The 26,525-nt window shown below is 56.8% G+C and carries 28 protein-coding genes; 16 read left to right on the top strand and 12 right to left on the bottom strand.

Annotated features, from left to right (window positions below; genetic code table 11):
* Positions 1-271: 271 nt before the first annotated feature.
* The gene (locus P4L78_RS03740) at positions 272-1,447 is read left to right on the top strand and encodes a porin (protein ID WP_309326991.1); all 1,176 of its coding nucleotides are present in this window, start codon (positions 272-274) and stop codon (positions 1,445-1,447) included.
* Positions 1,448-1,514: 67 nt separating this feature from the next.
* On the opposite strand, the gene P4L78_RS03735 is transcribed toward P4L78_RS03740, so the two are convergent.
* The 3 genes from P4L78_RS03735 to P4L78_RS03725 all read right to left on the bottom strand — a co-directional run bounded on the left by P4L78_RS03735 (position 1,515) and on the right by P4L78_RS03725 (position 5,669).
* Entirely contained in the window at positions 1,515-2,204 is a 690-nt protein-coding gene (locus tag P4L78_RS03735) for a response regulator (RefSeq protein ID WP_283148833.1), read from the bottom strand.
* Positions 2,191-3,807, bottom strand: a complete 1,617-nt coding sequence (locus P4L78_RS03730; protein ID WP_283148832.1) for a sensor histidine kinase — start codon at positions 3,805-3,807, stop codon at positions 2,191-2,193. The genes P4L78_RS03735 and P4L78_RS03730 overlap by 14 nt, the downstream gene beginning before the upstream one ends.
* A gap of 107 nt (positions 3,808-3,914) precedes the next feature.
* Positions 3,915-5,669, bottom strand: coding sequence for an NAD-dependent malic enzyme (locus P4L78_RS03725; protein WP_309326990.1), 1,755 nt, complete (start codon positions 5,667-5,669; stop codon positions 3,915-3,917).
* A 468-nt stretch (positions 5,670-6,137) separates the two neighbouring features.
* On the opposite strand from P4L78_RS03725, the gene P4L78_RS03720 reads away from it, so the two are divergent.
* The 7 genes from P4L78_RS03720 (at position 6,138) to citG (ending at position 12,541) form a co-directional block, all read left to right on the top strand.
* Positions 6,138-7,124, top strand: a complete 987-nt coding sequence (locus P4L78_RS03720) for an AEC family transporter (protein WP_309326989.1) — start codon at positions 6,138-6,140, stop codon at positions 7,122-7,124.
* A gap of 166 nt (positions 7,125-7,290) precedes the next feature.
* A complete protein-coding gene (citC, locus tag P4L78_RS03715) occupies positions 7,291-8,340 on the top strand; it encodes a [citrate (pro-3S)-lyase] ligase (protein WP_309326988.1) in 1,050 nt (349 codons plus the stop codon).
* 84 nt (positions 8,341-8,424) lie between these two features.
* Complete coding sequence (gene citD, locus P4L78_RS03710; protein WP_283148828.1) at positions 8,425-8,721, top strand: citrate lyase acyl carrier protein; 297 nt, start codon at positions 8,425-8,427, stop codon at positions 8,719-8,721.
* Positions 8,718-9,590, top strand: coding sequence for a citrate (pro-3S)-lyase subunit beta (gene citE / locus P4L78_RS03705; protein ID WP_283148827.1), 873 nt, complete (start codon positions 8,718-8,720; stop codon positions 9,588-9,590). Before citD ends, citE begins: the two co-directional genes overlap by 4 nt.
* Positions 9,591-9,607: 17 nt before the next feature.
* A complete protein-coding gene (gene citF / locus P4L78_RS03700) occupies positions 9,608-11,134 on the top strand; it encodes a citrate lyase subunit alpha (protein WP_309326987.1) in 1,527 nt (508 codons plus the stop codon).
* The gene (citX, locus tag P4L78_RS03695) at positions 11,131-11,685 is read left to right on the top strand and encodes a citrate lyase holo-[acyl-carrier protein] synthase (RefSeq protein ID WP_309326986.1); all 555 of its coding nucleotides are present in this window, start codon (positions 11,131-11,133) and stop codon (positions 11,683-11,685) included. Before citF ends, citX begins: the two co-directional genes overlap by 4 nt.
* Positions 11,636-12,541: a triphosphoribosyl-dephospho-CoA synthase CitG gene (gene citG / locus P4L78_RS03690; protein ID WP_309326985.1), complete on the top strand. Its 906-nt coding sequence runs from the start codon at positions 11,636-11,638 to the stop codon at positions 12,539-12,541. The genes citX and citG overlap by 50 nt, the downstream gene beginning before the upstream one ends.
* Positions 12,542-12,618: 77 nt before the next feature.
* On the opposite strand, the gene P4L78_RS03685 is transcribed toward citG, so the two are convergent.
* Positions 12,619-13,203, bottom strand: a complete 585-nt coding sequence (locus P4L78_RS03685) for an alpha/beta hydrolase (RefSeq protein ID WP_309326984.1) — start codon at positions 13,201-13,203, stop codon at positions 12,619-12,621.
* A 117-nt stretch (positions 13,204-13,320) separates the two neighbouring features.
* Between P4L78_RS03685 and P4L78_RS03680 the strand changes: the two genes are divergently transcribed.
* Positions 13,321-13,968, top strand: a complete 648-nt coding sequence (locus P4L78_RS03680) for a VTT domain-containing protein (RefSeq protein WP_309326983.1) — start codon at positions 13,321-13,323, stop codon at positions 13,966-13,968.
* A 65-nt stretch (positions 13,969-14,033) separates the two neighbouring features.
* On the opposite strand, the gene P4L78_RS03675 is transcribed toward P4L78_RS03680, so the two are convergent.
* Positions 14,034-15,590 (bottom strand): MFS transporter, encoded by a 1,557-nt coding sequence (locus P4L78_RS03675; RefSeq protein ID WP_309326982.1) that lies wholly within the window; start codon positions 15,588-15,590, stop codon positions 14,034-14,036.
* Positions 15,591-15,768: 178 nt separating this feature from the next.
* On the opposite strand from P4L78_RS03675, the gene P4L78_RS03670 reads away from it, so the two are divergent.
* On the top strand, positions 15,769-16,392 hold the full coding sequence (locus P4L78_RS03670) for a TetR/AcrR family transcriptional regulator (protein ID WP_283148821.1): 624 nt from the start codon (positions 15,769-15,771) through the stop codon (positions 16,390-16,392).
* A gap of 48 nt (positions 16,393-16,440) precedes the next feature.
* On the opposite strand, the gene P4L78_RS03665 is transcribed toward P4L78_RS03670, so the two are convergent.
* Positions 16,441-16,704 (bottom strand): hypothetical protein, encoded by a 264-nt coding sequence (locus P4L78_RS03665; protein ID WP_283148820.1) that lies wholly within the window; start codon positions 16,702-16,704, stop codon positions 16,441-16,443.
* Positions 16,705-16,944: 240 nt separating this feature from the next.
* Between P4L78_RS03665 and P4L78_RS03660 the strand changes: the two genes are divergently transcribed.
* Positions 16,945-17,412, top strand: coding sequence for a Dps family protein (locus tag P4L78_RS03660; RefSeq protein WP_283148819.1), 468 nt, complete (start codon positions 16,945-16,947; stop codon positions 17,410-17,412).
* A gap of 72 nt (positions 17,413-17,484) precedes the next feature.
* On the opposite strand, the gene P4L78_RS03655 is transcribed toward P4L78_RS03660, so the two are convergent.
* The 5 genes from P4L78_RS03655 to P4L78_RS03635 all read right to left on the bottom strand — a co-directional run bounded on the left by P4L78_RS03655 (position 17,485) and on the right by P4L78_RS03635 (position 21,511).
* Positions 17,485-18,498, bottom strand: coding sequence for a nucleoid-associated protein (locus P4L78_RS03655; protein WP_309326981.1), 1,014 nt, complete (start codon positions 18,496-18,498; stop codon positions 17,485-17,487).
* 69 nt (positions 18,499-18,567) lie between these two features.
* Positions 18,568-19,530, bottom strand: a complete 963-nt coding sequence (locus P4L78_RS03650; protein ID WP_309326980.1) for a pyridoxamine 5'-phosphate oxidase family protein — start codon at positions 19,528-19,530, stop codon at positions 18,568-18,570.
* Positions 19,531-19,570: 40 nt separating this feature from the next.
* The gene (locus tag P4L78_RS03645) at positions 19,571-20,206 is read right to left on the bottom strand and encodes a glutathione S-transferase (RefSeq protein ID WP_309326979.1); all 636 of its coding nucleotides are present in this window, start codon (positions 20,204-20,206) and stop codon (positions 19,571-19,573) included.
* Between the two features lie 207 nt (positions 20,207-20,413).
* Positions 20,414-20,923 carry a DUF1993 domain-containing protein gene (locus tag P4L78_RS03640; RefSeq protein ID WP_283148815.1) on the bottom strand — a complete coding sequence of 170 codons (510 nt, stop codon included), beginning with the start codon at positions 20,921-20,923 and terminating at the stop codon, positions 20,414-20,416.
* Between the two features lie 18 nt (positions 20,924-20,941).
* Positions 20,942-21,511, bottom strand: coding sequence for a TetR/AcrR family transcriptional regulator (locus P4L78_RS03635; protein WP_283148814.1), 570 nt, complete (start codon positions 21,509-21,511; stop codon positions 20,942-20,944).
* Positions 21,512-21,718: 207 nt separating this feature from the next.
* Between P4L78_RS03635 and P4L78_RS03630 the strand changes: the two genes are divergently transcribed.
* From P4L78_RS03630 to P4L78_RS03610, 5 genes are all read left to right on the top strand, one after another.
* Entirely contained in the window at positions 21,719-21,985 is a 267-nt protein-coding gene (locus P4L78_RS03630) for a DUF2282 domain-containing protein (protein ID WP_283148813.1), read from the top strand.
* 67 nt (positions 21,986-22,052) lie between these two features.
* Positions 22,053-22,904, top strand: coding sequence for a DUF692 domain-containing protein (locus tag P4L78_RS03625; RefSeq protein ID WP_309326978.1), 852 nt, complete (start codon positions 22,053-22,055; stop codon positions 22,902-22,904).
* On the top strand, positions 22,901-23,638 hold the full coding sequence (locus tag P4L78_RS03620; RefSeq protein ID WP_309326977.1) for a DNA-binding domain-containing protein: 738 nt from the start codon (positions 22,901-22,903) through the stop codon (positions 23,636-23,638). Before P4L78_RS03625 ends, P4L78_RS03620 begins: the two co-directional genes overlap by 4 nt.
* A 12-nt stretch (positions 23,639-23,650) precedes the next feature.
* Complete coding sequence (locus P4L78_RS03615; protein WP_309326976.1) at positions 23,651-24,121, top strand: DoxX family protein; 471 nt, start codon at positions 23,651-23,653, stop codon at positions 24,119-24,121.
* Positions 24,122-24,165: 44 nt separating this feature from the next.
* Positions 24,166-25,155 carry an L-threonylcarbamoyladenylate synthase gene (locus P4L78_RS03610; RefSeq protein ID WP_309326975.1) on the top strand — a complete coding sequence of 330 codons (990 nt, stop codon included), beginning with the start codon at positions 24,166-24,168 and terminating at the stop codon, positions 25,153-25,155.
* A 43-nt stretch (positions 25,156-25,198) separates the two neighbouring features.
* Here the strand turns inward: P4L78_RS03610 and P4L78_RS03605 are convergent, their stop codons facing one another.
* Complete coding sequence (locus P4L78_RS03605) at positions 25,199-26,485, bottom strand: FAD-binding oxidoreductase (RefSeq protein ID WP_309326974.1); 1,287 nt, start codon at positions 26,483-26,485, stop codon at positions 25,199-25,201.
* Positions 26,486-26,525: the final 40 nt, after the last annotated feature.

Genomic DNA, 26,525 nt, shown 5'->3' with positions numbered 1-26,525 from the left:
ACGCCTCTAAAAGCCGCAACAGTTAAAACTCACAATACAAAACAGGTACATAAGCTGTTTTTCAAAAAGAACAACATCCAGCATTCCCCAACTACATATAAATTTAAAAGAAAGAACTGGCCCTATTGATATGCACATTTCAATAAAGCCAGCCCATCAAGCGTGATTCAATCTTACGCGCGCGCGACCAAGTGGCATGCAGCGTTACGCATTGATTCACGCACTGCAGATACTGGAGCATCTGTTTTTACAAACAAATCAGAGAGTCGAGATGAAAAAAGACAAAGCTGTAATGGCTGCCACATTGGCAGTTGCGTTTCTTGCGCCATGTGTAATGGCAGACGTCACCATTTATGGTTCCCTGCGTGAAGATGTTGAATATGATCACTTTGGGGATATTGGTCATTCCCTGCCGACTGGAACTGTAAGTGGCGAAGCGCGTCTGGTCGATTCATCCTCGCGCATTGGCTTTCGCGGCACAGATAAATGGGATAATGGCTGGAGCACCGTCTGGCAAATCGAAAATGGCATCGGGGCCGCTGCCAATCCCGCTCCTGCCTCAACCAACGGCAGCAACCCAAAACAAATGGGTGGCGGGGTTTGGGGTAATCGCAATAGCTTCATCGGATTCAGTAGCCCGGAATTCGGCACCTTTCGCGCTGGTAACTACGACAGTGCCTACAAAAATGCGCTGACCATTTCCAAATTGACACCAATGTTCGACGATTTGCTCGATTCAATCGACTTCAAAGGCAGCCACGGTACGTTCAGTCAATTATCAACGCGCCTGAATGACAGCTTGTCCTGGGATTCCGCAGTATGGAGTGGCTTCCAGGTTCGCGCTGATACGGGTCTGGACGGCACACCGGATTCCAAAGGCCATGCTCCAATCTACGATGTGTCAGGGCTATATAACAATGGCGGCTTCAACGCTTCGCTGGCCTACCAATACGCCAAAAACCGGACCTTCCAGCAGGTCAGCGGTATTTCCACCGCGGACAATAACGGCAGCAACACCACCGGTGGTGCCAACGTTGCAGGGTATCAGTTAGCTGCAAGTTACAAGTTCGGGTTCGGTCTGGGTTTGGGTGCGGGTTGGGAACATATCTCCAACAATACCCCAACGGGTGACAGCAGCTGGAATAACTACGTGTTCAGCGGCGACTACTGGTTCAATCCGAAACTTCAGGTTCGTGGTCTGTACAGCCGCTCCAATAGCGTGCTGGGTATTTCCGGCCTGACCGGGCAACAAGGCTCATTGAGTGCAGTGTATTCACTGAGCAAACGAACCCGTTGGTATACCTCGATTGTTGGCCTGAAAAATGGCGGCGACATATCCAAAATCAGTGCTGACAACTATACCTTCCAGAATAACTCCAAATCGATTACCGCCAAAAACGACCAAACGTCTTACACTGCTTTAACCGGTGTCCGTACTGATTTCTAAAACTGAATCAAAACGCCACACTGGCCCTTTGAGGAATGAAAAAAACCGGGTAATTACCCGGTTTTTTTCATGTACTGCCATCGCGCTTTCGATATATCCGCTCTGGCCGACCTACATGACCATACGATATTTCTGCCCGCAGCAAACGGCTCTCAACACAAAACTCAAGATAACGTCGCGCCGTAGTTTTGCTGATACCCAAGGCCTGGGCTATGCTTTCCGTGGTGTATACGTCATCCGGGGATACAAAAACCTGTTTGATCCGCTCCAGCGTTAATGCTTCGATACCCTTGGTATGTTTGTCTCCGCGAAAATCCTTCGATTGCAGATTGTAGAGCTCGTCGACATGGTTCTGGCTGATCGGCGCATTGGTTTTTTGCGAATCAAAAAACCGCACAAAGCGTTCCAGTGACATTTGCAGCCGGTCATAAGACACCGGTTTGATCAGGTAATCAAAAGCGCCATAGCGGATAGCCTTGCTGCAGCTTTCCATATCGCTGGCCGCCGTGATGAAGATGATCCGGGTCGAAAAATCCCCGGCGACCAGGTCTTCCAGCAGTTCTATCCCCCTGCCATCGGGCAGATAGTTATCCAGCAACAACAGGTGCGGTTTGAGCACATGCACCAGCTTGCGTGCATCGGCCAGGTTGTGGGCCTGGTTCACAGCCCGAAAGCGCGAATTCTTGCGTACAAAATCGGCATGGATATCGGCCAACCGCTCTTCGTCTTCGACGATCAATGCATCAATGTTCTGCATGGCCAGGCCTTTTCTTGGGCACGAAGACGGAGAAAATCGTGCCATATGGAATGTTGTCTTCAATGGTAATCATGCCCGCCGCCTGCTTCACATAGCTATTAACCAGGTACAAGCCAATGCCATGCTCCGACCCGGCATGACTGCTTACTCCACGTTCAAACACATGGTCACGCAACGCTGGCGCAATGCCGCAACCGAAGTCGGCCACCTCGATAATCAATTCTTCACCCATATCGGAGATATACAGCACGATTTTTTTTTCGGGGTGATCCGCTGCAATCGTCGCATCGAAGGCGTTATCCAGCAAATTGCCGATGATGGACATCCACTCCACATCGTCCAGTGCATCGGGCAAGGTTTCGAGCGCACAACCCGATTCGAACCCGAGCGATAACCCCAGTTCGCGTGCGCGATAATATTTGCCAATCAGCAAGCCACAAACGCGGTAATTGCCAAAGGTTCGGGAAATATAGTCGAGCACCTGCTGCTGTACCTCAGAGTGCGCCTGCGCCAGTTTCAGAGCCTCGTCATAGGCTTTGATGTGCAGCAGCCCGGCCAGGGTGGACACCCAGTTCACATGCTCATGGCGGACTACCCGCAAATTATCAGCGTACCGCTTTACCTCACTTAATTGCAGGCTGAGCGTGCTGATATCGTCCTTGCGCCGAAAGCTGATCACCCATCCGCGCACCTGTTTGTCGACACGAATGGCAACGCGGCTTGCGATCACCTGCAGGCTGTTGAACAGACAAATCTCGTCTTTCTGATCTGCATCGTTTGGACCGACCTGCAGAAACGGGCAGTTCAGCACCAGTTCATCAAGCGAAATATTGACCAGTTCCTCGGACGACTGCGGCAGCTCCAGCATTTCACGTGCGGCCCGGTTAACAGCCGTGATGCGGCGCTGCGCGTCAATGGAGAGCACGCCTTCATAAATGGATTCAAACACTGCTTCACGCTGGCGCACCATCTGCGCGATCTCCAGCGGCTCCAGCCCAAACATCTGCCGTTTGATACTTTGCGCAAAGACCCATGCACAGCAAAACAGCGCCAATAATATCCCGCCGAGCAGGGCCAGCAAGGGCATGAATTGCGAACGGTTCCAGTTTTCGATGTGCGACTGGAAATACCCCACCGAAACCACGCCGATAATTTTGCCGTGCGCATCACGAATGGGCGCCTTGCCGCGCCATGACATCCCGTGCATACCCAGTTTGAGCGAGATGGTGCTTTTGCCTTGATGCAGCACTTCGTCATTATCGCCGCCTTGCATGGGGCTACCCAACGCGACGTCTGGCTCGGTATGCATCAGGTGCAGCGCATGTTCATCGCCGATCACGATGTAACTGGCGTCAGACTCCGCCTTGAGCGGCATGATCAAATCATGCAGGGCGCCGGTATCGCGTCGGGCAACCGCAGACGCAACGCCAGGCAGGCCGGCGATCTGCTGCGCCTGCACCCGCGCCCGGATGCCGATCTGTTCATACAGACTGGCCTGCATCCGGCTATAGACGTACTGCCCGATCACCAGCGAGACAACGAAAGAAACCGTAAACAGCAGCAGAAAAGCGCGTGTCTGGAACGAGACTGAACGGGCAATCACAAGATATCTACCAAAAACCGGTTTCAAGATCTACCCGCCCAGATGTCGCTATTGATCCGCAAATTGGCCGGAGGTTGCCCTCTGGCCCCAGGCGGAGCGAGCGCCAGTCAAGCTGCGCTGCGTTCCGGCAAGGTTCCGGCCGGGATTAACGCCGGATAACGCGGGGCCCAGATTTTGGCCCGGATCAATGGCTCGATTTCATCAATAGCCACCCGGTCTTGCAACAAACCCTCGTGGTACGCCTGCAAACCCACCGCCAACGCTATTGTATAAGAGACGTGGCGCAGCATACTGACTGGCGGCAACAGGTTGGCGGAGGGGTTGCTGCGTGCGGGCGAAATTGAGGCCAGCGCTTTGGCGGCAGCCATAAACAGGCTATCGGACAAACTCGGTATCTTGAGCGCAATCGCCGCGAGACCAAGACCAGGGAAAATATACGAGTTATTGGTCTGGTCAATCTTGAACATCTGGCCGTTGCGTTCCACAGCAGGGAACGGGCTGCCCGTGCCGAGAATGGCGCGGCCGTCGGTCCAGCGCAGCAGGTCAGCCGGAGTGGCTTCGCAACTACTGGTGGGATTGGACAGCGGAAAAATCACCGGTCTGGCGCAATGTTGGGCCATTTCCCGCACGATGGCCTCGGAAAACGCCCCCGCCTGCCCTGACACACCGATCAATACCGTCGGCCTGGCATTTTTCATCACTTCCATCAGCCCGGCGGTGCCGTCACTGTTCAGCTGCCAGCCTGCAATGGCAGCGCCAGGTTGCACGAAACGACGCTGGAACGGTTCCAGCGTAGTCGTATCGACCTTGCCCTCGACCATCAAGCCATGGCGGTCGACCAGATAGAACCGGCTGGACGCTTCTTCAGCGGATAGTCCTGCTTCGACCATCGCCCGATGGATCAGCGCGGAGATGCCACACCCGGCCGAACCCGCCCCCAGTACGGCGACACGCTGCTGGGTCAACGGCGTACCGGTGACGTTGATGGCCGATAGCAACGTCCCTGTCGCGACAGCGGCGGTGCCTTGTACATCGTCATTGAAGGTACACAGCCGGTCGCGATAGCGTTCCAGCAAACGGCTGGCATTGTGCTTGGCAAAGTCTTCCCACTGCAGCAGGACATGCGGCCAGCGTTCTGTCACTGCCTCGACAAATGCTTCGATGAAGTCGTCATACTCCTGCCCCCGTATGCGCTGATGCCGCCAGCCCACATACAGCGGGTCGCTCAGGCAATCTTTATTGTCGGTGCCCACGTCGAGCGTAATCGGCAGCGTTGTGGCCGGATGCAGCCCGCCGCAGCCCGAGTAGAGCGCCAGTTTGCCAATGGGAATCCCCATGCCGCCCGCGCCCTGGTCACCCAGCCCCAGAATGCGTTCGCCATCGGTCACGACAATGACTTCAACTTTGTCAAAGCGTGGATGAGCCAGAATGTCCCGGATCAGATGCTTGTGCGGATAGCTCAGAAACAGCCCACGCGGGCGGCGATACAAGTGGCTGAACTGGCGGCAACCGGCGCCCACCGTGGGCGTATAAATCAGCGGCAGCAGTTCTTCAATATGCTGGGTCAGCAAGGCATAAAACAACGTTTCATTACTGTCTTGCAGTTCGCGCAGCATGACATAACGGTCCAGGTCAGTGGACAAGGCGCGTAGCGCGTCATGCCGCCGCATGACCTGTTCCTCCAGTGTTTGTACCGAAGGCGGCAGCAAGCCATGCAACTGGAAGGTGTCACGCTCTTCCAGGGTGAAGGCCGTGCCCTTATTCAGTAACGGGTCAGTCAACACGTTTACACCGGTCCCGCCATGGGGGGCGCATGCCCGGACTAATGCAGGTTTGCCGGATTGGGTTTTGTTCTGGGCCATATAGCTCTCCAGCTGACAATTCGAGATGAGATGGGTGGGTCTTGCTGCCGCCGGTCTCCGCCAATGTTGCGGATCACCACTGGTGCTGACACATCGTGGGGCTTCAGCCTGATGTACATGCCGCCCATGCTTCGCTGGTTCTCCTGACCATATCTGCGGCCCTGCCAATATCCATGCCGGACATGCTGGATTGGCTTTGTATTTATTGCCGGTTTTGGGGCTGCATTATTTTCCTTGTTGGCAAAAATTCAAAGCCATTCAATCTTTAAAATCTTTTAATTCATAAAAACCACGAATAAGTCCAACACAAATCCAATAAAGTTTAATGACGCAATTAAATTCATAAAAACCACTGTGGAAATTTGATAAATATCAGGCACATTGCCCGGCAAAATCCTGATATTCAAGTCACGCAAAGACTTGCAAAACCCATATCCCATACATTGTCCATGCGTGGAGGAGTCCATAATGAACTACAAGATCGCACTACAGATTTTCAATTCGATGGCGCCCGTTTTCCTGCTCATTTATCTGGGCTGGCTGGCGGTACAAAAAGGCATCGTTGACAAATCAGCCAAGAAAGTTTGTTCAACCCTGGTATCGGATTTCGTGTTTCCGGCACTCTTGTTCGAAAACACCTACAAAGCCAAACCCTCCGAGGTTTTCGACCTGACCTGGATGCTGGCTTTTTGCCTGGCCATGTGCTCGATGTGGGTAGTGGCGTACCTGATCAACAAAGTAGTGCTGCGTAAGGATATCCGTCAAAGCGCCATGCAGGCCATGCTCAGCAGCTTCCCGAATATGGGCGGCATGGGCATTCCGTTCCTGGCCTTGTTGATTGGTGCCAGTTCAGCCATTTCTGTAGCCGTTGGCAACGTCATCGTTGCGGTTACCGTGATCCCTGCCACTTTGTTCCTGCTGGAACTGGGCAGTGCATTGGCGGGCGAGACCGATAAAAGCGTGAGTGGCTGGCAAATTTTCACCCACGCCGTGATCAAGTCATTGAAGAAGCCCATGGTGATGGCGGTGATCCTTGGCCTGGTCTGCAGCACCACGGGCATCAGCGCTTACCTGCCCAAGTTTGTCATTTCCAGCCTGGAAATCACCGCCAAGTCCTGCAATTTTGTTTCCCTGTTTGCCGTTGGTGTAGCTATTCACGGCACCAAGCTGGCATTCAGCAAAGGTTTGTCGGTCAACCTTGCGCTCAAGTGCCTGCTTAACCCGGCCATTGTCTGGGCGCTGGTCATGATGTTTGGCCTGACCGGCCAGCATGCTGAAGAGATGATCTTTTTACTTGCCATGCCTACCGCTACGACGGCGACCATTCTGGCGTATCAATGGAGCGTGCAGGAAGAAGAAGCGTCCAGTCTGTATATGGCATCAACCGCATTGTCAATTATTACATTGCCGATTTTACTGATTCTGATGCGTAGCTATATACCCGGCGTCATTTAAAAAAAGCTCCATCTGTCAGGCAATTAATTGCTATCGCAAAAATCGCAAAATTACCCAAGCAGCGATGCGATAAAACAATGTCCATAAAATATATGCGGTGAAAATCAGGGCAAATAACAACCAACCGGTTGTTGCCCTGATTCAATCGCTTCTATGGTAACAAGCCATGTCTGGCGAATTTGATTTTTATACAGTATTTCCTGCTGGCAATAGCTTAGAAGCCGCCGAGATCCGGAGTTTTCTGGCCAGTTGCCAGCTGGAAATAGATAGCGATATCGACATCTTTGTCGTTGCCCGCCAGGCGCAGCGGCTGGTTGCCTGTGCCGGGCTATCCACCAATGTCATCAAATGCGTGGCCATCAGCCCGGACTGGCGTGGCGAATCACTCAGCCTGCAACTGGTTAGCGAAATCGTGCAGCTGGCGGCCGAGCGCAACCAGTTTCATCTATTCCTCTACGCCCGCCCCTGCAACGTTCCGTTTTTTAGCGCCTGCGGGTTTTATCCGCTAGTTGAAGTACCCGACACCATCGTGCTAATGGAAAACAGCCCGGTCGCCATTCAGCGTTATTGCCAGGGCTTGCAGCAACAACGCCAGCCGGGAGCCAAAACTGGCTGCATTGTGATGAATGCCAACCCGTTCACGCTAGGGCACAAGGCGCTGGCTCAGCAAGCCGCACAAGCCTGCGACTGGTTACATGTGTTTGTCGTACGCGAAGACGCCTCGCTGTTTCGTTATGCCGACCGCTTCAACCTGGTGGCAGAAGGGTTGCGCGGCATCAGCAATCTCACCGTGCATCATGGCTCGGATTACATGATCTCCCGTGCAACCTTTCCCGGCTATTTCCTCAAGGACCAAGGCATTATCGATCGCTGCCATACCGCCATCGATCTGCTGTTGTTCCGGGACTATATCGCCCCCGCACTGAACATCACCCACCGCTTTGTCGGCACCGAGCCCTTCTGCCAGGTCACCCGCAAATACAACGAAGACATGAAGTATTGGCTGCAGCATGCCCCTACGGCAAGCACTCCGGTGGAGGTGGTCGAGGTCCCCCGCGTACTCAAGGCAGGCTCGCCGATTTCTGCTTCTGCAGTACGCCAGTTGCTGGAAGCTGGCAATTTTGAGCGCATCAGAATGCTGGTCCCGGACGCAACGCTGCATTTCCTGCAGCAGGAATACACCGGTCAATTGTGCCAACTGGACCATTACAGCTAACGGATAACAAACGGGTGATGGTGCCCCTGACACCGCTCCCGTTTTATCACCATTTGCCATTTATTCAGGATATGGAAACGCATCATGAAAATCATCAAGCAAGCCATTGCCGGAACGCTGGAATCCAGCGACCTGCTGGTAAAGGTTGCCCCAGCTGCCAACGATGATCTGGAAATCGTTCTGCACAGCGAAGTCATCAAGCAGTTTGGCGCGCAAATCCGCCAGGTGATTGATCAGACCCTGGCGCAACTGGGCGTAACAACCGGCAGTTTCATTATTGAGGACAAAGGCGCGCTGGATTGCGTCATCCGCGCCCGGCTGCAGGCGGCCGTGCTACGAGCCTGCGACTGTGAAAATCTGAATTGGGAGCAACTGTCATGAAATTGCGTCGCAGCATGCTGTTTTTACCGGGCGCCAATGCCGCCATGCTTTCCACCGCGTACATCTACCGGCCGGATTCCATCATGTTTGATCTGGAAGACGCCGTTTCCCTGCGCGAAAAAGACGCCGCGCGGCTGCTGGTGTTTCATGCCCTGCAAAACCCGATGTACGAGGATATTGAAACTGTGGTGCGCATCAACCCGCTGAACACCCCTTTCGGCCTCAAGGATCTGGAAGCGGCGGTGCGCGGCGGGGTCGATGTGGTCCGTCTACCCAAGACCGATAGCGCGAACGATGTCCGGGAACTGGAAACCCAGGTGGCACGCATCGAGGCCGAGTGTGGACGCGAGATTGGCAGCACGCAGCTCATGGCCGCGATCGAATCGGCCAGCGGCGTGGTCAACGCACTGAGCATTGCCACGTCCTCCCCTCGCCTGATCGGCATCGCCCTGGCCGGGTTTGACTATGTGATCGACATGCAGACCGAACGGGGTGACGGCACCGAGCTGTTCTACGCCCGTTGCGCCGTGCTGCATGCCGCGCGCGCCGCCGGGATTGACGCATTCGACGTGGTGTATTCCGACATCAATGACGAAGCAGGCTTTCTCAAGGAAGTAGACCTGATCCGCCGCTTGGGCTTCAACGGCAAATCATTGATTAATCCGCGGCAGATTGAATTGCTGCACAACGCCTACGCCCCCACCGAAGAAGATGCCAGCTACGCCCGGCGCGTGATTGCTGCGGCAGAGGCGGCAGAAGCCAACGGGCTGGGCGTGATTGCACTGAACGGCAAGATGATTGACGCCCCGATCGTCAACCATGCCCGTCGCACGCTGCAAATGGTCGCCGCCTCCGGCACCCGCAAATAACGCAAGGCAAACAGAACATGAAACCGAGTGAACAACTTGAACAATGGTCGGCTCAAGCAGGTTTATTGCGCCCGTTGCGCCCATTTGCGGGCGCCAATGCCACCACACCGTATCTGGCCGATCCGCAGCAAAAGCGCGAACGCAAACTGTGTGCTTCGCTGGAAGACGCCATTACCCGCTCCGGCCTGAAAGATGGCATGACCATCTCCTTTCACCACGCATTTCGCGAGGGGGACAAGGTCATCAATCTGGTGGTCGACACACTGGCCCGCATGGGCTTGCGCAATCTGACGCTGGCAACCAGCTCGCTGCTGTCGGTGAACGCCCCCTTGATTGAACATATCCGCAACGGCGTCATCACGCAGATCTACACCTCCGGCATGCGCGGCAAACTGGCAGATGCCATTTCGCACGGATTGATGCAAAACCCGGTGCAGATTCATTCGCATGGCGGCCGGGTCCATCTCCTGCAAAGTGGCGAGATCAAAATCGACGTGGCCTTCCTGGGCGTGCCGTGTAGTGACGTACTGGGCAACGCCAACGGTTCGCACGGCAAATCCCGTTGCGGTTCACTCGGCTACGCCAAAGTGGACGCCCAATTCGCGCGCCAGGTGGTGTTGTTGACCGACGAAATCGTACCGTTCCCCAACGTGCCGGTGAGTATTTCGCAGGACCGCGTGGACTACATTGTGCAGGTTGAAGAAGTGGGCGACCCGTCCCGCATCAGCGTGGGCGCGGCACGCATGACCAACAACCCGCGCGAATTGCTAATTGCCCGGCTGGCCGCCGACGTGATCGAACATTCAGGATATTTTCGTCAGGGCTTCTCGCTGCAAACCGGCTCCGGTGCATCGTCCACCGCCGCCACCCGCTTCCTTGAAGATCGCATGACCCGGCAGGGCATCACGGCCAGTTATGCGCTGGGTGGCATTACCGGCGGCATCGTCGAGCTGCACAAAAAGGGGCTGATCGAAACGCTGATCGACACGCAGTCATTCGACACCGTGGCCGCGCAGTCGCTGGCCGAATCACCGCGCCACCTTGAAGTCTCAACCAACGAATACGCCAACCCGTCGTCCAAGGGCACTTATTGCGATCTGGTCGATGTGGTGATTCTGAGTGCACTGGAAATCGACGTGAATTTCAACGTGAACGTGATTACCGGCTCGGATGGCGTCATGCGCGGGGCTTCGGGCGGGCATTGTGACGTGGCCACTGCGGCCAATTTGACCATTGTGGTCGCCCCGCTGGTACGTAGCCGCATTCCTACCGTGGTGCAGCATGTAACGACCGTGGTTACGCCGGGCGAATCCATTGATGTGCTGGTCACCGATCATGGCATTGCGGTCAATCCGGCGCGACCAGAGGTCGCCGAGCGCTTGCGCGCAGCAGGCTTGCCAGTGTTTTCCATTACCGAGCTTTACGCCAAAACCATCGCCCTCACCGGCAAACCGCAAGCCATCGAGTTTACGGATCGAATTGTGGGCGTGATCCGGTACCGCGATGGCAGCGTTATCGACGTGGTGCGCCAGGTTAAAGAATGACTACCAGCAGCAACGCCGTAGATCTGGCGCAGGTGCTGGCGGCGCGCGATGCACGTGTGCAACGGCAAGCGGCGTTGCGCGCCCGCTTTGGCTGGCCGCTTATCTCGCTCACGCTAGTCAGCCCAGGCGCCAACAAGAACGGGCCACTGCAGCATTACGTGATGCAGCAAGCGCTCGCCACGCTCGATGAGTGCTTGCAACAAACGCAATGGGCAGTTCTGGTGCGCGAGACGATCTGGCCGGTGACCGGCCCAGAGGCTTTTTTCGTTGTTCAGACCGAAGCAGAACCGCTCAAACGGCTATTGATTGATCTGGAAAGCCGGCATCCGCTGGGCCGGCTCTGGGATATGGATGTCATCGGCCCCGCCGGCCCGTTATCCCGGCGGGCATTACAACTGCCTGTGCGGCGCTGCCTGGTTTGCGGTGAGCCAGCTCACGCCTGTGCCCGGGCCCGTACACACCCTTTATCAGAGCTGCTGACAGCCATTGAGGAACAAGTCCATGCATTTGAACGAAGCCATGCCACTGCAGGCCATCGAGACAGCAAGTAGTCAAACCGCAGGCGAACTGATTGCCCGCCTGGCGCACGATGCATTGTTAAGCGAAGTGCTGTTGACACCCAAGCCAGGACTGGTAGACCAGCGCAACGATGGCGCGCATGAGGACATGGATTTGCCCTTGTTTGTGCTCAGCGCCCGGACAATCAGCCCCTGGTTTGGCCGGTTTGTAGAAATGGGTTACTTGCAGCCTTTTGCTCACGCCACGGGGGTATTACCGCAAATTCGCCCAATAGGCATCGCCTGTGAGCAAGCCATGTTTGCAGCAACACATGGCGTTAACACTCATAAAGGGGCCATTTTTTCGCTTGGGTTGATGTGTACTGCAGTGGGTCGCTTGCTCGGCCGCTGCCTGCAACCCAATCCCGAGAGCGTTTGCCAGGAAGTTGCCGATATCTGTAGCGGACTGGAACAGGAATTGGCAAATCGGCCGACCACGTCAACGGCCGGTGAACGCCTGTTCCAGCTTTACGGTGTCACCGGGGTCCGTGGCGAAGCAGCCTCGGGCTATGCCACTGTGCGCCAATACGCGTTACCGGTTTATCTCTCCCTGCGCCAAAATGGGGTTCCAAACGATACTGCTTTATTGCAAGCATTGTTGCAGTTGATGGCCACTAACTCCGACACCAACCTGCTTGCGCGTGGCGGCCCTGAAGGCTTGAATTGGGTAAAGACGGCAGCGCAGGCGTTATTGCGGGAAGGTGGCGCACTCGCTGAGGATGGCGAGCAAAAACTGGCGAATCTGGATGACGAAATGATCCGACGCAATCTCAGTCCGGGAGGCAGCGCGGACCTGTTGGCTGTAACTTGCTTTTTGGCCGGCCTGCCAGCACGTAATTCCTCCCGTTAAACACGCATCCCCAGCGACCTGCAATGCGGCCAATCCGGGAAACGACCAGCCGTATTTGCGAATAACCAGCCTCAAACTCAATCTCGACCGGCGGGCAATGCGCTAACGAATTCGGCCAGAATCGACAGGCCATAAGGCCACGGGCCAAAGCCAGCCTCGGCATTGATATGCTGGGCGTCGCCCAGATCAATCAACCGGCTGCCCCAGGCATTGGCCCAGTATTCGGCCCGGTCAAAGCGCATCAACGGGTCGTCGTGGCTGGCCACGACCACGCTGGGCACCGGCAAGCGTGTATCCGGCACGCGATCATCCAGTTCAAATTTGGCAGGTTCCGCCGGTGCCACCAGCATCAGACCCGCCACGGCCACCGGCTCGCTTGCCAGCAACGCGCAGCTAGCCAGCGCACCCAGGCTATGGCCAATCAATATCGCGGGGCGTTGGCAGGTGGCCAGCGTGCGTTTGATGGCATCACCCCAGCCGTCAATATCAGGGACACTCCAGTTACGCTGGGTCACCCGGTGCCATGCCGGAAACTGGCGTTGCCAGCAGCTTTGCCAATGCTCTGTCCCGCTATCCTTCAATCCGGGCACCAGCACCAGCTCGAAGCGCTTTGCGGCTTCGGCCAATTGCTGCTCTATGAACCGGATCTGGCTTTCCTGCATGCTGGCTGACCTTGGCAAGTTAGGGTAATACGCTTGACCATTATGTACCGGCTTTATATCCCGTCACAACTGAAATGCAGGCTAATATCCAATGATCTTTTATTAGCCGAAAAGCCCATGGACTGGACGCAACTGCTGCAACTGAGTTTGCATTTTGATCAGCATCTGGGCGGTCTGATTGCGCAGTACGGCACCACCGTTTATGTCATGTTGTTCGCCATCGTGTTCTGCGAGATCGCCTTTTTGCCGCTGTTCTTTTTGCCGGGCGATCCGCTGCTGTTTATCTGCGGCGCGTTCTGCGCTCGCGGGGCGATCGATATCTGGGTGCTGATCCCGCTGTTATTTGTGGCCACGGTGGCCGGTAGCGTAGTCAATTACTGGATCGCCCGTGGTATTGGCCAGCGCGTGCTGGCACGAGAACACCGCTGGCTGGACCGCAACGCGCTGCAGAAAACCCATGCGTTTTACGAGCAGCGCGGCGGCATGACTTTTCTGCTCTCCCCTTTTATTGCCGTGATCCGCACGCTGGCTCCCTTTGTCGGTGGTCTCTCAGCCATGACATTCGCGCGTTTTCTGTGGTTCGTGACGCTGGGTGCGGCGTTGTGGGTGGGCGTACTGGTGGTCGGCGGATACTTCTTTGGCAACGTGCCGCTGATACGCGACCACATGAGTTCAATTGTGCTGCTGGGTGTGGCACTGGGAGTCGGCGCGCTGGTGGTAAGCAGTGTGTGGCGATTAATCAAAGGCCGCCGGGCGATCAGGTAAGCAAATCGGGTCCCCGGCAGCATCCAGGTTCGGGCCAGTTGTTGCCCCTCCCCTTCAACTGCCGCTCACTGCGGGCAACTGCCCGATTGCACGGCTGCTGTTACCGGCACCAGGACCGGCTCCGCTTGCCGCGCCGGGGCCCGCCGCAGCGTAAAGAACGCCAATAAACCCGTTGCCAAAGTCAGTCCGGCGAGCAAGAGCGTCATAGTCTGGAAGGCCGAGCCGTAAACATGTAGCCAAGTCGCATGGCTGGTTTGTGGCAGCAGGCCATGGGCTTGAGCCAGATCACCCGCCGCCAGTGCATTGCCCAAAGCTACAGCCGGGACATTGCTACCGAGTTCGCGCAGCATGATCACCTGCAACAAACCCGCCAGCACTGCAGCCACGATCGCCAGTGCCAGCGATTCACTTGCCAGCCGCACGGTGGCAAAGAACCCCGCCGCCATCCCTGCACGTTCTTTGGCGACAACGCTGATGGCCAGATCATCCATCAGACCCCAAGGCAAGCTGGCACCCACGCCAATCAGCAACATCGGCCAGACGAAGTCCGTTTGCGCTGCGCCAGGTGGCACGGTGCCCAGCCACAACAGCCCCACGGAGGAGATCACAAAGCCGATCAGACACAAGGTACTGGCAGCGATCCACCGGGTAGACAACGCCGCCAGCAGCGGCACGATGAGCATGGGCAAAGACAGCGGCACCATCATCATCCCGGCATGGACCGGGTCGTAGCCTTCGATACCGATAAAGCGGATTGGCAGAATCACCAGTGGCACCACAAAGCTGAATGCGGTGCCCGATGGCAATGCCTGCGCGCCAATAAAGCGCCAGTTGCGGAACAACTGCAAATCAAGCATCGAGCGCGGATGAGTACGTTCGACCTGGATGAAGATTGCCAAAGCGATGGCAGACCCAACCAGCATCGCCAATGTGGGCAAGCTAGCCCAGCCACTTTGCGGCCCCTGCAAAATGCCTAGCGTCAGCAACAACAAGGTGGCGGTGAAAGTGATGGTGCCCCAAATATCCACGCCCTTGGCTTGCGGGTCACGCGATTCACGCATGCGCGGCACACCAAAGATCAGCACCATTACGCTAAGCACCACGCAAGTCAGAAAGATCGAACGCCAGCCAAAATGCTCGATCACAAAACCGGACCACAACGGCCCGATGGCCAACCCGGCACCAAAGCTGGTGCCCAGCAGCGAATAGGCATGCGTGCGCGCCGTGCCATCGAACTCGTGGGCCAGCGAGGCCGAACCACCCGCCATCGCCATCGCTGCCGCCATGCCCTGCAGCGCTCGCAAAATATTGAGCGTGAGCAGATCAGGCACAAACACCTGCGCCAACGAGATCAAACCAAAGGCGATCACGCCAATGGTGAACATGCGTTTGCGACCAAAACGGTCTGCCAGTGCTCCGGCAGCCATCACCGCGCTGCCGAAGGCCAGAATAAAACCATTCACCACCCAGGCCAGCGCCAGCGCGCTGCCACCCAGGTCGTGACTGATGGCGGGAATGGCGATGCCGGGCGCGGTAAACGCCAGCGGCATCATCATTCCCGCCAGGCAAACGGCAGCGAGCACCAGCCATTTACCGTGAGGATGTTGTGCAGTCTGATCCATGTAGTTCTCCTGGAAATGGGCATCAAGCCGATGGTCTGGTGGTTTTACCAGCAGGATTGAAAGCCGGTACCATCGGCGTCATATTTTTGTAGTGATCGACACAAATATGATTGAAGATTACAAATGCCCCTGTCAATCAATTTTTGTATTGATCGATACAAATTCAGGATGAATGGAAATGGCAGAAAGAGGCCGACCGCGTTGTTTTGATCGTGAACAGGCATTAACCAAGGCAATGGACGTGTTCTGGCGCAATGGCTACGAAGGGTCGTCGCTGGCGCACCTGACCGAGGCCATGGGCATCAACTCGCCCAGCCTGTACGCCACCTTCGGCTCGAAAGAGGCACTGTTCAAAGAAGCGGTGGATCAGTACGACTTGCAGGAAGGGGCGGAAATCCAGGCCGCGCTGGAAAGCTCGCCACACGTGCGCACGGCGATATCCAACATGCTACAGACCAGCGCCACGTGTTTTTCTGATCCAGACAAACCGGCAGGCTGCATGGTGTTGCTGGCGGCGACAAACTGTACGCCGGAGAATGCCAGCGTCTGGCAATACATGAGCGAGCGGCGCAAACACTCGCTGGATATCTTGCAGCAACGCCTGGCGCGGGCAGTCGCCGAGGGTGATATTCCGGCCTGTGCCGACGTCGAAAAAATGGCCGCGTTTTATGGCAGCGTGCGCAACGGCATGTCGATTCAGGCCCGCGACGGCGCCAGCCGTGCATTGTTACAAGCTATCGCCGAAGCCGCTATGGGCGCCTGGGACGGCCTGATTGCCACGCCAGCCAACGCGGACGCATAAACACTGACGTCAGACGATATCGCTAATAATGAGCAATATGCGCGGCGCTTAGTGCAGGCGTTTGCGCATACCGATGTCGACCACCATGCCATCGTCGTCCATGCGCACAAACATGCCCAAGAGGCGCTCACCATCCGCATGGAGAGATGAATCCATGGCGGCCAAGTCAGCATAATGCAGCCAGCGGATGCCGAAAGCCGCATCTTCCCTTGCTTGTTGGACCAGATGTTCAATAATGGCGGCTGGCACACGCAGCACTTGTTTGTGGATGGTGGCAGAGTCGGTCATACGAAAACGGGTACGGGTTTGCATGGCTCAGTCCTCATGTAGAACAATCGTTCTACGTATTCTTAACCAGCTTCCCCCAATGCTGCAAGCATTTTTTTCGTAAGTGTTCCAGTGACTGTGCAAACTGGCTTGCAATAGCCCAGTTCTATTGGCTTGGGCGGGAATTTTTCATTTCCCCAATGCGCGCACCAAGCCAATAATAAACACATATCGAGCCGGCTTCCTCCCGGTTCAGCCATTCAACCGCATCAACAGGAGATCAAAATGGACATTCATCTGGGTATTCCCGAGAAAGACCGCAAGACGATTGCTGAAGGTTTGTCGCGGTTGCTGGCGGACACCTACACGCTGTATCTGCAAACGCACAATTTTCACTGGAACGTCACCGGGCCGATGTTCAACACGCTGCATTTGATGTTCGAGGGGCAGTACACCGAACTGGCATTGGCGGTGGATTTGATCGCCGAACGCATTCGCGCGCTGGGTTTTCCGGCTCCCGGCACCTACGCGGCCTTTGCCAAGCTGACCAGCATTACGCCAACGGAAGGCACACCGGAAGCCACAGAGATGATCCGCATTTTGCTCAAGGACCAGGAAACGGTGGTGCGCACTGCGCGCGGTTTGATTGATACCGTGGGCGCGGTGAACGATCAGGCTACGGATGATCTGTTGACTCAGCGCCTGCAGTTGCATGAGAAAACCGCCTGGATGTTGCGCTCGTTGCTGCAATAAGCCAGCCGTTGGCCAAGAAAAAAGCCCGCAATTCGTGCGGGCTTTTTCTTTATCGTCTGGCAAAACTGGCGATTATTCGTTATCACCCAGCAAATCGCGACGCAACTGCTCCGGCACGTTGTAGAGCACGATGGTGTCATTGCTCTTGTTGTAGATCACGTCGCCCGTGCGGATGGCGCCGCGATCAAATTCCAGCTTCCAGCCCGGTGCGGTAGTTTTGAAACGCATCAGCGGCTTGATGGCGCGACGATCCGGCACAAAGCCGCCATTCAGATCCAGGCTTTCATCCGCCAGCGCTTCGCGCATTTGCGCTGGGGCGTCTGGCCAAACGCGGGCGGCGACTTCGTCCAGACTCACCGGGCGGCTGTCGTCACCCAGTTCATCCAGATAGCCGTGTGCGCGTTCAAACAGCACATCGCGTGCTTCGTGCCCCAGTTGCGTCTTGGCCACAAAGTTTTCCAGCCCTTGCACCAGCTTCTGGGTTTCTTTGAGTGCGGTCACCACGTCGTTACAACCGAGGAACAGTTTGAAGTACGCGGCCACATCGCCCCGCCCTTTCAAAAAGCTCAGATAGCGATCTTCGCCTTTTTGCCACGCAGTCAGATCCACCTTGCCCGCCACGCGCAAATTGGTCATATCCAGATGGACGGAATCCAGAATCTCCATGCCGTCGTTGATGGCGGTGCCGACCACTTCAGTCACCAAAGCCACCAGCAGAAAGTCATTCTCTTCGCCCTGCGCACGCGCAAACAACACGTAGCCACCCGTGGCCAGCGCTTCTTGCTCGGCGCGCAGTTGCAGGTGCTGCATCATCTGGCCGGTCAGTGTGATGAAGTCGATGGCTTGTTCCTGCACATGCTGGCGCACCAGGCGCGGCACCGGAAAGCTCACTTCATCTTCTTCAAACTTGCCAAAACCTTTGCCCAGCCGCGCCACATATTGCTGACACAGATGGTCCACCAACCGCTGCGCGGCGGGGGTAATGGCTTGCTCGGACTGGCGCAAGGCCACGCTGGCCGGGCCATTCGCGTCTTTGACGAGTTTATGGACGACCAGATTACGAATGGTATTGGGAGGCGTGGACATGGGGCTACCTGCTGCAGCGTGAAACGAGAGCGTGGACTGTACCTAAAAACGGCCCACCTTTGAACCGTTTCAGACCGGTAGCACGGGCGAATATTGCGGCGGGGTAAATCGCAGCGGCAATGCGCCGGGCAAAAGCCGCGTCTGCGTTACCTGCAAATCCACCAGTCGTTGGGCTCCGGCAAACGAATCCAGGCGCGGACCATCCCAGACTATCGACCCACGTACGGCCACCTGCAAGATATCGCCGGTTTCAAAATCCACAAACAATAAACCCGCGCGCGGCTCCAGCTGGATATTGCCGAGCGTGCGGAAATGAAAATTACCCAGGTAATCGGGCAAGGTCAGCGAGTCATCGTTATTGATCGCCACAAAACCTGGCTGGCCGCCCCGGTGCGAGATATCCACGCCCTGCCACGGTCGTTCACTTTCCGGGACGATGAGGCAACTGGTGGCAATGAATAGCGTATCGGCGCTGGCAATGATGGCGAGGCTCTTTGCATCCAGCCGATCGGCCAGAACAGGCAAGCCAGGATGCAGGTCTGCTGATGCGATGAATGTCGGTTCCCGGCTTTGAATGTACTTGGGACAATTGCCAAAAGCCTGATCCACGGCAATGGCAAAACCATGTTCGTCCAGTGCCGACACCTTGCCATTCAAACGATTACGCCGCCGTGTTGGCAACTCAATCCCCAGCACACCCAACGGTGCATTCAGATGGAGGTTTTCCATCAGTAAATCACCTGCCAATGGCCGGGCACTGATCGATAACTGTTCTGAGGAAGGCGTAGTCAGAAAGCCAGGTTGCCCGCACACGATAGAAGCCCATGGCTGGCCTGCCCCATCCACGCTCCCCACCAGCAAGAACGGCAACTGCGGGTAGAAGTCACGATGCTGCTGCGGCAAAAAACCACGAATGGTGCGCTGGCCAATCTGCGCCATTTTGTCGCCCATCCCCAAGCGCGCCTGAATCTGCCACGACACGCTGTGAAAAGGTGATTCATCGTGCTGCCAACCTGGATCAAGCTCAGCCATGCTCATACCCCTAGTCTGCGATCTCTAGACATCTGCCGTTTCAGGCCGCCAGGCCAACTGCTGTGCGTTGCATGGGCACAAAGCCTGGTAATGCCTCAATGCGATTTAGCCAGGCGCGGATATGTGGATATGGCTCCAGCGATATATCCCCTTCCGGCGCATGTGCCACATAGGCGTACAGCGCGATATCGGCCAGCGTTTCGTGGTCGGCGGCAAGGAAGTCGCGCTCGGTCAGCCAGCCTTCAATCACCTTGAATAATTCGTGCGCTGACAGGATCGCCTGCTGTCTATCCAGCGGTTTGCCAAACACGTTAGCGATGCGCGCTGTGGCAGGTCCGGCAGTCAACGGTCCGGCAGCAATGGCCAGCCAACGTTGTACCGCAGCCTGCCCTGCCGGAGATTCAGGCAAATATCGGGTCGAGCCATAGCGTTGGTTCAGATAAACCAGAATGGCGGCAGAATCCGCCACCACCGTGCCGCCATCATCGATTACCGGCAGCAAACCGAACGGATTCAACTTCAGGAACGCCGGGCTTTTATGCTCGCCATGCGCCAGATCGACCTCAATTACTTCATACGGCAATTGCAGCATGGACAACAGCAGTTGCACACGGTGGCAGTGGCCAGACAAAGGATGGCGATAAAAGCGAATGGGTTGTTGTGGCTGCGTAGACATAACCTGGGCTCCCTGCTGGATAGGACTGGAATCGGAAGTGATTCCATGTGCCAAGTTATATACCGAACGTTCGGTACAATCAAGAAAAAACAAATGGGCAGAAAAAATAATCGCATCACGCAAATGGGTATTTAGCTCAACAGATGCCGGTGTGCGCCACAGGCAGAGCAATGTTCTGCCCGTTCAATCGATACGCAGAGACACCGTTCAAGCACCCGGATAGGCATGAAAGCCGTCAAACTGCGACTTGCCCAACGGCACTCCCCTGCTACGCAAGATCAGATATGCGGTTACCAGGTGGAACATGAAATTTGGCAGCGCATATTCCTGCAAAAATGCGGCGGCCGGCAGTTGCACTTGTGCGGTACCGGCCTGGTCGCAAATGACTCGCTGTGCATCAAACTCGGCAGGCGTCAGCGTATCGAGCAATGCCTGCGCTGCGGCCACGCGCAACTGCAAACCCTCATAGCCCGGCGCCATAACCGGATAAGGTGGCAGCGGGTGTCCAGCCAACGGCAGGCAGGTGCGAGCCACAAAATTGCAGGCGATTTCCACCTGCGTGCCAAACGGCAACATGTCTGGCGCCAGGCGGGCATCCAGCAGATCGGCCTGCGGCACTTGCAACGCATGCTGTTCGGCCGCCTGGACGAGTTGTGACAATGTGTTTAGATAGCGCCGAAAAGTGGGCACGCTCAGCGAATAAAGATCGGGATTCATGAATTGCCTGTTGAAGAACTAATCAGCGGCCTGGCGCAGCAAGCGATCAGGCAATTCACTGAGAATGCGGCGGAAAGTATCGGTGGTGCGCAACGCATGGCTCACGACCAGCGCTCCTTGAAAGGCGATGACGACATCTTCGGCGTGGCGCGCGGCATCAGCAGGCGATTGACCATCTTCTTGCGCCACATTGGCCAACGTGGCAATCAGCAAGCGCAAGCGTTCTTGCAGCTTGTCGCCAAACAAATCTGCGGCCTCGCCAATGGCAAATACATTGGTCAGACACGCGTTGCTGCCACCCATATAAAAACGATCCAGCCCCAAGGCAAAGCGCTCTACCCGTTCACGCGGCGCACCCGCAGCTTTGAGCGGCCCCACCACATGCTCGCGCACGAACTCCCCGGCCCGCGCCAGCACCGCCGCACCCATATCGGCTTTACCGTTAGGAAAATAGTGGTAAAGACTGGAACGCCCCAGGCCAGTGGCTTCAGACAAGATAGACAGACTGGTGCCGTCGTAACCGTGATCGCGAAATACCTGCATCAAGGTATCAACAACTTCTTCGCGCGAGGTGATCTGGGTGGTCATGGCGGCGGCTTGTGTATCGAACGATCGGAACAATTGAGAGTACGCTGCCGGGCACACCTGAGCAAGGGCCGCTATCCAGCAGTTTGCGCTGTCATTAAAAAAATTTTCGATCATGCTGTAATGAATCAAAAATGGCCCCGACCAAAGTTGCAAGGCCCCACTTACTGGCCTGTTTAAAGCACCTCAACCAACTTCAGGAGATACACCATGGATCAAAAACAACGCTTCATCGCTTCCGCCCTCGCTGCTGTCATGACCTGCGGTATTGCCCTGTCTGCCCACGCTGCTGACAACAAAGCCGATGGCAACGAAAAATGTTACGGCGTGGCCAAGGCTGGCCAGAACGATTGCGCCGGTAACGGCCATGCGTGTGCCGGGCAGGCCAGCAAAGACAAAGATGCTGGTGACTGGAAGTATGTACCGGCAGGCACCTGCGAAAAAATGGGCGGCATGACCAAAGCCAAGGCCATGTAATTACACGGGGTGGATCAATGCGCCGCACTGCTCCACCCGCGCCCAGAATCATCAACCGGAGATCGTTGTGAATCACCCCGCCCTCACCACTTTGCCGCTGGCAGCCGGACTGGGATTGCGCTCACCGCATATCCAGACCGTGCTAGCCCAACCTCAGGCTGTTGCCTGGTGGGAAGTGCATAGTGAAAACCATTTTGGTGGGGGCGCGCCGTTGGCAGTGCTGGCGCAGATTCGCCGAGATTATCCTGTCAGCTTGCATGGGGTCGGGTTGGGGCTGGGTAGCCCTGGCCCGCTCGATGCCCGACATCTGGAGCAACTGGCTACGCTGGTTGCCGCAATTGAACCCGCCGCTGTGTCAGAACATCTGGCATGGAACCGCTACAACGGCCAGTGTTTTAACGACCTGTTGCCGGTGCCACGACTGGCAGGTGTGCTGGATAATCTGTGCGCCAATATTGATCAATTGCAACAACGGCTGAAACGACCGGTTCTGCTGGAGAACGTCTCCAGTTACGTGGTGTTTGCCGAAGAAACCATCACCGAAGCCGAATTGCTGGCCGAACTGGTGCAGCGCACCGGCTGCGGCATTTTGCTGGATATCAACAATATGGTGGTCAATGCGCTTAATCACGGCATTGATCCTTTAGCTGAAATCGCCCGGCTACCGACGCACGCGATTGGCGAAATCCATATCGCTGGGCACGAAATGTTTGATGGCGTGGTCATCGATACGCACGGCGCCAGCGTGAGCGACCAGGTCTGGCAATTGCTGGCACAAACGCTGGCACAGATCGGCCCGCGCCCGGTGTTACTGGAACGCGATACGCATATCCCGCCACTGACCGAATTGCTGCTGGAATATGCCACGGCCAGCCAGCACCTGGCTCGCGCCAGCCAACCTGCTGAGGTGACGGCATGAAATACGACGAGGCCATCGCCCTGTTCGCGGCTGCGTTACAAGTGGGCGACGATGAGCAAGTACCCGTAACCGACGCCACCCGCACCAATCTGGGCTATTACCGTGGCAACGTGATTGCCAACCGCAGCAGCGCGTTGGCATCGGCGTTTCCCTCCGTGCATGATCTGGTTGGAGAAACATACTTTGTTGCGCTGACTGAAGCTTATATTCGCGCAACGCCTTCCATCTCCGGCAATTTGCATGATGATGGCACTGCGCTGCCGGGCTTTATCAGCAGCTTTGCACCCGCAGCCGAATTGCCGTATTTACCCGACGTCGCCCGGCTGGATTGGGCCATACATAGCGCCCATTTCGCTGCCGATATCCTCCCGGCAGATTTAACGCCCTTGCAAACGCTGGACCCGGCTGGTTTTGGCCAGATACGGGTTGATTTCCATCCTGCCGTGAGTCTGGTGGTGTCAGCAGACTGGCCGATTCATGCCATATACGCCATGCATCACGGCGCGGCCCCGGCCAACTTGAGCGCAGGCGGCGAAAGCGTGCTGGTCTGGCGCGATGACCTGCTGCTGGTGGATGTTGCCACCCAAAGCTTTTTGCAAGCATTGTTAACGGGATCATCCATCGATCAGGCCTGTGAAAGGGCCTGGCAAAACCACGCTGATTTTGACCCCAGCCCCGCGCTGGCCCAGTTGTTCGGCTGCGGTCTGGTCACAGCGCTGCACCACCCCTCGTAGAAGGATTCCATCATGAAAAGCATTATCGCTAGCTGCGCTCAGTCGCCGCTCGGACGCCTGTACGCGTTGGGTACCTGGCTTGCGGCAACCCTGGCGCCGGTATTTGATCTGGCCGTGCGCTTGTACGTGGCGCGGGTATTCATCTTGTCGGGATTGACCAAGTTGCATGACTGGCACATCACGCTGGCCTTGTTTGCCGACGAATACAAAGTGCCGGTATTGCCACCCGCAGTGGCGGCGGTGATGTCGACTACGGCGGAACTGGGCTTGTCATCGCTGTTGATTATCGGGCTGGCCGGGCGCTTTTCGGCGGCAGGTCTGTTTGTGGTCAATGCCGTGGCGCTGATCTCTTATCATGCCTCGCTGGACGCGGCCGGAGTCAAAGACCACATCCTGTGGGGCACCCTGTTACTGTTTCTGGTCACCCACGGCATGGGCCTGTTATCGATGGACGGCTGGCTCAAGACCAGGCTCGGCCGCTGAGGCGGTATAATGGGCGGCTTCTTTGAACCAGGCCGCCCCTCGCCATGTCCGTTACCGCCGCCCAGCAAACCTTGATTGATAACGCCATCGCCCAGTTGCGGGCTGGCGGGCTGGTTGGCATCCCTACCGAGACGGTTTACGGCCTGGCAGCAGATGCGGACAACCCGCAGGCCGTGCGCAGCATTTTTGAATTGAAAGGCCGCCCCGCCGATCACCCGGTGATTGTGCATATCGCCGGTGCCGCGCAACTGAGCGATTGGGCACAAGACATCCCGGACGCCGCATTCAAACTGGCTGAAGCCTTCTGGCCCGGCCCACTCACGCTGATTTTGCAACGCCAGCCGCATGTGCCCGACGCCGTCACCGGTGGCCAGGATACCGTTGGTTTGCGCGCGCCGTCGCATCCCCTGGCGCATGAGTTGCTGAAGCAGTTTGGTGGCGGACTGGCAGCACCTTCGGCCAATCGTTTTGGTCACGTTAGCCCCACTACTGCCCAACATGTGCGCGATGAGTTTGGCGACGCCCTGCCGCTGGTGCTGGATGGTGGGCCGTGCGAAGTGGGTGTGGAATCAACCATTGTCGGCCTGGTCAGCGAGCACCCAACACTGTTGCGCCCCGGCGGCGTACCGCGCGAGTCGATTGAATCGCTGCTGGGGCTGACGCTGGAACATCACCAGAAATCCGATAGCGCCAAAGTGCGGGTCTCGGGTTTGCTGGATTCGCATTACTCACCCCGCACCCCGCTGATTACCGGCCCGGCTGCTGCAGTAGATAACGAAGCCTATCTGGCCTTTGAACGCGGCGAGCGAGCCGTGCTGGTGACTTGCGGTCCGCGTGATCATGGCGTGTGCGGCATTGACGTGCTGACGCTGGCCGCTGAACCGGAAGGCTATGCCCGGCAGATTTACGATGCCTTACGCCAGCTGGATCGCCAGGGTTATCAACACATCTATCTGGAACTGCCACCGCACACTGCCGCCTGGCTGGCGGTGCAAGATCGTCTGCATCGGGCAGCGCATGTGCGGCTGGGTTGAGGTCAGCGGCAGCCAACCCTCGCCCGGCACCCAAACTGGCAATTCAAACCAGTTCTTTCATCTGGTGATACAACACGCCCAGGCGCAACAAGGCACCGTGCATTGCCGGGCCACCCGGATAAGCGTGGTGCTTTAGTCGCGCAAACAAATCAAAGCGCTCGGCCTGGCCAGCGATGGCATCCGCCACCATCTCTCCGGCAATGCCGGTCAATGCCACGCCATGGCCGGAGAAGCCTTGCAGATAGTAGAAGTTGGCATCTACCCGGCCAAAATCCGGCGCGCGATTCATGCTGACATCCACAAAACCGCCCCACGCATATTCGACACGGGTTTGCGCCAGTTGCGGGAACACCGCCGCCAGCCGTTCGCGCATTTGCGGGATCAGCGCCATCGGGTCGGCTTTGCCGTTGCTGATACGCCCGCCAAACAACATGCGGTTGTCCGCCGAAAGCCGGAAATAATCGATCATGAAATTGGTATCGCACACCGCGCAGCGATTGTGGATCAGGCTGTCAGCCAGTTCTGGCGCAATCGGCACGGTCGCAATGATGAATGAGCGCACGGGCATGATGCGAGCGGTGACTTTGGGCAGCAGATCACCCAGCCACGCATTGCCAGCGGCGACCACAAACTTGCAACGCACCTGACCCTGGCTGGTGTGCACAACCGGCTGCGGGCCACGCTCCACCTTGATGACCTTGCTGTGAGCGTAGATGCGCGCTCCCACAGCACGCGCTGCCCGGGCCAACCCAAGGCAATACTTGAGCGGGTGAATATGCCCGGAAAGCCGGTCATTGGCTGCGCCGACATAGCGCGGGCTGGCAATCCATTTGGGCACCGCAGCAGGCGCAATACTGTCGATCGCCTCGTAGCCAAATTCACCTCGCAGTTGCTCGACCCAAGCGTCCAGCGCCCGAGCTTTACGCGGCGAGGTAGCCACGTGCAAATAACCACGCACCAGATCACAGTCGATGCCGTATTGTTCAACGCGCCGGTGCAGCAACTTCACACCTTCGACCGAGATATCCCAGGCGCGGCGAGCGTCAGCCGGACCTAACTGGTTGATCACCGGTTCGTCTTTGGCAAAGCCGACCAGCACCTGCCCGCCATTGCGCCCGGAAGCGCCCCACCCCACGCGCTCGGCCTCCAGTACTACGGCTGACAAACCGCGCTGGCGCAGGGCAATGGCAGTAGAAAGGCCCGTGAAGCCGCCGCCAATAATGCACACATCGGCGTCAATATTGCCTTGCAACGCGTGGTCGTCGGGCTCGCGCGTGACGCTGGCCTCGTACCAGGAATTTTGCACCATTGCGGCTTCACGTTGATCCATGCGGCGGCCCTTTTGTTATGCGAGTTTTGCGAAAATCATT

The organism is Silvimonas sp., assembly GCF_031291215.1.
Classification (GTDB): domain Bacteria; phylum Pseudomonadota; class Gammaproteobacteria; order Burkholderiales; family Chitinibacteraceae; genus Silvimonas; species Silvimonas soli.
The sequence above is the reverse complement of the archived record's forward strand: the minus strand, read 5'-3'. Positions and strand labels throughout refer to the sequence as shown.

Coding starts and splice junctions, on each gene's coding strand:
- P4L78_RS03740 (WP_309326991.1), top strand. CDS start 272: ATGAAAAAAGACAAAGCTGTAATGGCTGCCACATTGGCAGTTGCGTTT.
- P4L78_RS03735 (WP_283148833.1), bottom strand. CDS start 2,204: ATGCAGAACATTGATGCATTGATCGTCGAAGACGAAGAGCGGTTGGCC.
- P4L78_RS03725 (WP_309326990.1), bottom strand. CDS start 5,669: ATGGCCCAGAACAAAACCCAATCCGGCAAACCTGCATTAGTCCGGGCA.
- P4L78_RS03720 (WP_309326989.1), top strand. CDS start 6,138: ATGAACTACAAGATCGCACTACAGATTTTCAATTCGATGGCGCCCGTT.
- citC (WP_309326988.1), top strand. CDS start 7,291: ATGTCTGGCGAATTTGATTTTTATACAGTATTTCCTGCTGGCAATAGC.
- citD (WP_283148828.1), top strand. CDS start 8,425: ATGAAAATCATCAAGCAAGCCATTGCCGGAACGCTGGAATCCAGCGAC.
- citE (WP_283148827.1), top strand. CDS start 8,718: ATGAAATTGCGTCGCAGCATGCTGTTTTTACCGGGCGCCAATGCCGCC.
- citF (WP_309326987.1), top strand. CDS start 9,608: ATGAAACCGAGTGAACAACTTGAACAATGGTCGGCTCAAGCAGGTTTA.
- citX (WP_309326986.1), top strand. CDS start 11,131: ATGACTACCAGCAGCAACGCCGTAGATCTGGCGCAGGTGCTGGCGGCG.
- citG (WP_309326985.1), top strand. CDS start 11,636: ATGCATTTGAACGAAGCCATGCCACTGCAGGCCATCGAGACAGCAAGT.
- P4L78_RS03685 (WP_309326984.1), bottom strand. CDS start 13,203: ATGCAGGAAAGCCAGATCCGGTTCATAGAGCAGCAATTGGCCGAAGCC.
- P4L78_RS03680 (WP_309326983.1), top strand. CDS start 13,321: ATGGACTGGACGCAACTGCTGCAACTGAGTTTGCATTTTGATCAGCAT.
- P4L78_RS03675 (WP_309326982.1), bottom strand. CDS start 15,590: ATGGATCAGACTGCACAACATCCTCACGGTAAATGGCTGGTGCTCGCT.
- P4L78_RS03670 (WP_283148821.1), top strand. CDS start 15,769: ATGGCAGAAAGAGGCCGACCGCGTTGTTTTGATCGTGAACAGGCATTA.
- P4L78_RS03665 (WP_283148820.1), bottom strand. CDS start 16,704: ATGCAAACCCGTACCCGTTTTCGTATGACCGACTCTGCCACCATCCAC.
- P4L78_RS03660 (WP_283148819.1), top strand. CDS start 16,945: ATGGACATTCATCTGGGTATTCCCGAGAAAGACCGCAAGACGATTGCT.
- P4L78_RS03655 (WP_309326981.1), bottom strand. CDS start 18,498: ATGTCCACGCCTCCCAATACCATTCGTAATCTGGTCGTCCATAAACTC.
- P4L78_RS03650 (WP_309326980.1), bottom strand. CDS start 19,530: ATGGCTGAGCTTGATCCAGGTTGGCAGCACGATGAATCACCTTTTCAC.
- P4L78_RS03645 (WP_309326979.1), bottom strand. CDS start 20,206: ATGTCTACGCAGCCACAACAACCCATTCGCTTTTATCGCCATCCTTTG.
- P4L78_RS03640 (WP_283148815.1), bottom strand. CDS start 20,923: ATGAATCCCGATCTTTATTCGCTGAGCGTGCCCACTTTTCGGCGCTAT.
- P4L78_RS03635 (WP_283148814.1), bottom strand. CDS start 21,511: ATGACCACCCAGATCACCTCGCGCGAAGAAGTTGTTGATACCTTGATG.
- P4L78_RS03630 (WP_283148813.1), top strand. CDS start 21,719: ATGGATCAAAAACAACGCTTCATCGCTTCCGCCCTCGCTGCTGTCATG.
- P4L78_RS03620 (WP_309326977.1), top strand. CDS start 22,901: ATGAAATACGACGAGGCCATCGCCCTGTTCGCGGCTGCGTTACAAGTG.
- P4L78_RS03615 (WP_309326976.1), top strand. CDS start 23,651: ATGAAAAGCATTATCGCTAGCTGCGCTCAGTCGCCGCTCGGACGCCTG.
- P4L78_RS03610 (WP_309326975.1), top strand. CDS start 24,166: ATGTCCGTTACCGCCGCCCAGCAAACCTTGATTGATAACGCCATCGCC.
- P4L78_RS03605 (WP_309326974.1), bottom strand. CDS start 26,485: ATGGATCAACGTGAAGCCGCAATGGTGCAAAATTCCTGGTACGAGGCC.